This is a genomic window from Streptomyces sp. NPDC059003, from assembly GCF_042740445.1.
Taxonomy (GTDB): Bacteria; Actinomycetota; Actinomycetes; order Streptomycetales; family Streptomycetaceae; genus Streptomyces.
The window spans coordinates 1-4,038 of sequence record NZ_JBHYJH010000352.1 but is presented as its reverse complement, the minus strand read 5'-3'; the positions used below and the strand labels follow the sequence as shown (position 1 = coordinate 4,038).

Here is a 4,038-nt window from a genome sequence, read left to right as displayed (position 1 = left end):
GCCAAACGCGGGCACACCCCGGTCATCCGGGTCCGTGGCCGTTCCCAACGCCGCTTCTCGATCGCCGCCCTCACCTGCTACAAGCACGGAGAACGCTCACGCCTGATCTTTCGGCCCAAGCGACACCTCGACCACAAGCGCGGGGGCAGACGCAGCCTCACCTGGACCGACTACCGTGACCTGCTCGTCCGGGCCCACCAGCAACTCGGCGGCCCGATCGTTCTCATCTGGGACAACTCGAGCGTGGACAAGGACGCACGCCTGCGCACTTTCATCGACACACGCGACTGGATCACCTGCTACTACCTGCCGCCCTATGCCCCGGACCTCAACCCCGTCGAGGGGATCTGGCCCCTCCTGCGCAGGAGCCGCCAGGTCAACACCGCCTTCACCGACCCTGATCACCTCCTCAGTGCCCTCCGCCGTGGACTCCGACAGCTGCAGTACCGCGGCGACATCATCGACAGCTGTCTCACCGCGACCGGACTCGTGAGGGCGACAACACACAGACAACCTCAGTGAACCTCTTTCATCCTGAATAGTCGCAGGTCATGAGTGTGGGGATGGCCTTGACGGCTGTGCCGATGCGGCGGGTTGAGCACCGTGCTCGTCGCAGGATCTGCCAGGACTTCAGCCGGGCGAAGGCGCGTTCGCCGGGAGCACGCAGACGGGTGTGGTCGCGGTTGAACTCCTGGTAGTGCGGGGGTTGTTCGTGGTGGTGCTTGTAGGGGGTGCGGACCGTGGCGCCGGCTCTCTGATAGGCCCGGTCGGCGAGCACGAGGATCTGCCGGGTGAGGCAGGCCTGGACGATGCCGTGGGCGCGGGCCGCGGTCAGGTCATGGGTCCGCCCCTGCGTCGCACGCGAAAACCATAGCGGGGTGCCGTTGGGTGCGGCAATGACCTGCACGTTCATGCCGTGCTGCTTGTGCTTCATCGAGTAGTAGGGCCCGTCCGTCCTGATGCGATTCGGTCCAGTTGCGCAGGCCATAGGGCCACACGATCTCGTCCAGGCCGGCCACCTCGTAGGGGGATTCGGCCGCCCGCGGGCTGCCGGGTCGGGGCAGGCTGGTGGCCAGGTACCAGGTGGCCTTGTCCGGCGGGGTGGCCGGGTCGGTGGTCGGTGGTGGCCACCACTAGCTTGACTCTGTCGGGGATCTTGGGGATTCCGGGCGGGGCACCGTGATCAACGGGCATGCTCGGCTCTGTTCAAGGACCGACGCAGTTGTCGAGGTACCCGTTGTCCCTTCGCCCCCGTTCCGGTGAGCACGTCCCGCCTCTGACTGCGCAGATAGCGCGGGCGAGTAATCCGGCTGGTACGACGGCGATATGGGTGTGTGACCGCCTCGATGGGCTGTGGTGCGATGAGGACTTCGCCGACTGGTACCCGCGGAACGGACGCCCGGGCCTCTCGCCCGCCCAGCTGGCAACCGTCTGCGTGCTGCAGTTCCTGCTCGGCCTGTCGGACCGGCAGGCCGCCGAGGCGGTCCGCTGCCGCATCGACTTCAAGTGTGCGCCGTTTCACTCGGCGCTGGATCGCTCCCGCAGGGAGCCGAGGTTCGGAAGGAGCTGGCCTCGGGGCCGCCCGTCTTACCCGGACGCGAAAGCGCGAGGGGACCACAGCAGGGCGGGAAAGCACGGAGAGTCGCGAAGGCATCGAAGACCCTGCTGTGCAAGGCCCGCGTGATACGGCGAAGGCCATACTGCTTGAAGCCGAGTCTCCAGGGACGCAAGTCGTACGTCCTGCGACACGATGCCTTTAGTCGCAGCCACCGGTATCGGGCGGTCCTATTTGAGCCGCCTCAACCCTTCCGGCCGGTGGACAGCGGGCAGCGAGCCCGCCCAAGGAGACGGACAGGCCGCCTACGTCACGCTCGATACGTCCAGCGCAAGGGGAATGCGGGATCGCCTACGGGGCGCGAGCCCTATGGCGACGGAGTGCCCGTAGTAGTCGTGGGAGTCACGCCCCACCAAGGAGGACGGGAAAGCCGTCCGCAGGGCCAAGGGGCACAGGTGTCAGCAGATCGACGGTGATGGTGAGGTATGCGTAATGCAGAGCGCCGAAGCCCTCCTGAAGATCATTCGTGAGCGCGGCAGGAAGGGGCTACCGCTGGAACGTCTCTACCGGTGTCTGTTCAACCCGGAGTTGTACTTGGTCGCCTACGGGCGGATCTACCGCAACCGCGGGGCGATGACGCCGGGCAGTACCGCCGAAACCGTGGACGGCATGAGCCTGGCGAAGATCCAGGCGCTCATCGACGCGCTCCGGTCTGAGCGCTATCGCTGGTCCCCGGCACGCCGCGTCTACATCGAGAAGAAGGGAGCGCCGAAACGTCGGCGCGGTCTGGGTCTGCCGACTTGGTCGGACAAGCTGTTGCAAGAGGTAATGCGTCTGTTGCTTGAGGCGTATTACGAGCCGCAGTTCTCCGACCGCTCCCACGGATTCCGGCCCGGCCGGGGTTGCCACACCGCCCTGCAAGAGATCTACACCGGATGGCGTGGCACCACATGGTTCGTCAAGGGAGACATCGCCCAGTGCTTCGACCGGCTCGACCACCAGGTCTTGCGGTTAATCCTGGCCGAGAAGATCCATGACAACCGTTTCCTGCGGTTGGTCGACGGCCTGCTCCAGGCCGGGTATCTGGAGCAGTGGCGCTATCACGCGACGTTGAGCGGTTCGCCGCAAGGCGGTGTGATCTCGCCGATCCTGTCCAATATCTACCTGGACCGGCTGGACAAGTACATCGAGGCGAAACTGCTGCCCGCCTACAACCGGGGAGCCCGACGCGCCCAGAACCCGGCATACGCGCGGATCGCGCATGCGATCGAGACAGCCCGGCGGAACCACCGCGTCGAGGAGGTGCGGCAGCTGCGCAAGCAGATGCAGAACATGCCCTCCAAGGACGCGAATGACCCCGGCTTCCGGCGCCTGCGCTATATCCGTTACGCCGACGACTGGGCGCTGGGCTTGACCGGACCCAAGCAGGAAGCAGAGCAGATCAAGGAGGAGGTCGGCCGGTTCCTGCGTGACGAGCTCAAGCTGGAACTTTCCGAGGCCAAGACCTTGATCACCCACGGGCGGACACAGGCCGCCCGGTTCCTCGGCTACGAGATCGTGGTCCTGGACAACGACAGCAAGTACGACCGGCGCGGTCGCCGCAGCATCAACGCGCAGATCGGGCTGAAAGTGCCGGCCGACGTCGTCCACGCGAAGTGCAGGCCCTACCTCCACCACGGCCGACCGGCCAGGATCGCCGGACGCATGGTCGACAGTGACTTTTCGATCGTCGCCCAGTACCAGGCCGAGTTCCGTGGCATCGCGGAGTACTACCAACTGGCGTTCAACCGCCATCGCCTCCGACGACTGAAGTACGCCATGGAAGTGTCGCTGGCCAAGACGCTGGCGCAGAAACACCGCACCACCGTCCCGAAGGTCTACCGACGCTACCGGGCCATGCTCCAGACCGACCTCGGCCCCCGCAAGGGGCTGCGGGTCACCGCCGAACGCGGCGACGGACGACCGCCGTTGGCGGCCGAGTGGGGAGGGATCTCTCTGAAGCGAAGGATCAAGGTTTCCCGTCTCGACGACCAGCCCCGAAAGGTCTGGAACGGTGACCGGACGGAACTTCTGCAATGGCTCCTCGCCGATGTCTGCGAACTCTGCGGCTCGCGGACGAACGTGGAAGTCCACCACGTCCGGCACCTGAAGGACCTGACCGTCAAGGGGAGGCCCAAGCGCTCGACATGGGCCAGGACGATGGCCGCGCGCCGTCGCAAGACCTTGGTCGTCTGCCGTCGCTGTCATGAGGACATCCACGCTGGACGTCTCACAGGCGGCACCTCACGAAGAACGGCACTGGAGAGCCGGGTGCGGTGACAAGCCGCACGCCCGGTTCGGGAAGGGGCCGTCGGAAAAGGACCCCAGCCAGGGGCACCTCTTCGGCGGCCTACTTCACATGCAATGGCCATGGAGCTGGACGATCCCGGCTTTCACCACAGCGTGCTGGCAGACTTCCGCGGCCGTCTCGCCGAAGACGACCG

3 protein-coding genes and 1 pseudogene are annotated in these 4,038 nt (G+C 65.9%); 3 read left to right on the top strand and 1 reads right to left on the bottom strand.

The annotated features are described in order from the left end of the window. A partial coding sequence (locus ACFWZ5_RS45245) for a transposase (protein WP_384893030.1) occupies positions 1–522 on the top strand: 522 nt, incomplete at its 5' end. Between the two features lie 7 nt (positions 523–529). Here ACFWZ5_RS45245 and ACFWZ5_RS45240 read toward each other — a convergent pair. Next, positions 530–964, bottom strand: a pseudogene (locus ACFWZ5_RS45240) (transposase family protein); the annotation flags it as partial. A gap of 228 nt (positions 965–1,192) precedes the next feature. Here ACFWZ5_RS45240 and ACFWZ5_RS45235 point away from each other — a divergent pair. Further along, complete coding sequence (locus tag ACFWZ5_RS45235) at positions 1,193–1,684, top strand: transposase (protein ID WP_384893027.1); 492 nt, start codon at positions 1,193–1,195, stop codon at positions 1,682–1,684. Between the two features lie 363 nt (positions 1,685–2,047). After that, positions 2,048–3,874, top strand: coding sequence for a reverse transcriptase domain-containing protein (locus ACFWZ5_RS45230; protein WP_384893024.1), 1,827 nt, complete (start codon positions 2,048–2,050; stop codon positions 3,872–3,874). The last annotated feature ends 164 nt before the right edge of the window (positions 3,875–4,038 follow it).

Excerpts from the sequence above, each read along its gene's own strand:
- ACFWZ5_RS45235 (WP_384893027.1), top strand. The coding sequence starts at position 1,193 with ATGCTCGGCTCTGTTCAAGGACCGACGCAGTTGTCGAGGTACCCGTTG.
- ACFWZ5_RS45230 (WP_384893024.1), top strand. The coding sequence starts at position 2,048 with ATGCAGAGCGCCGAAGCCCTCCTGAAGATCATTCGTGAGCGCGGCAGG.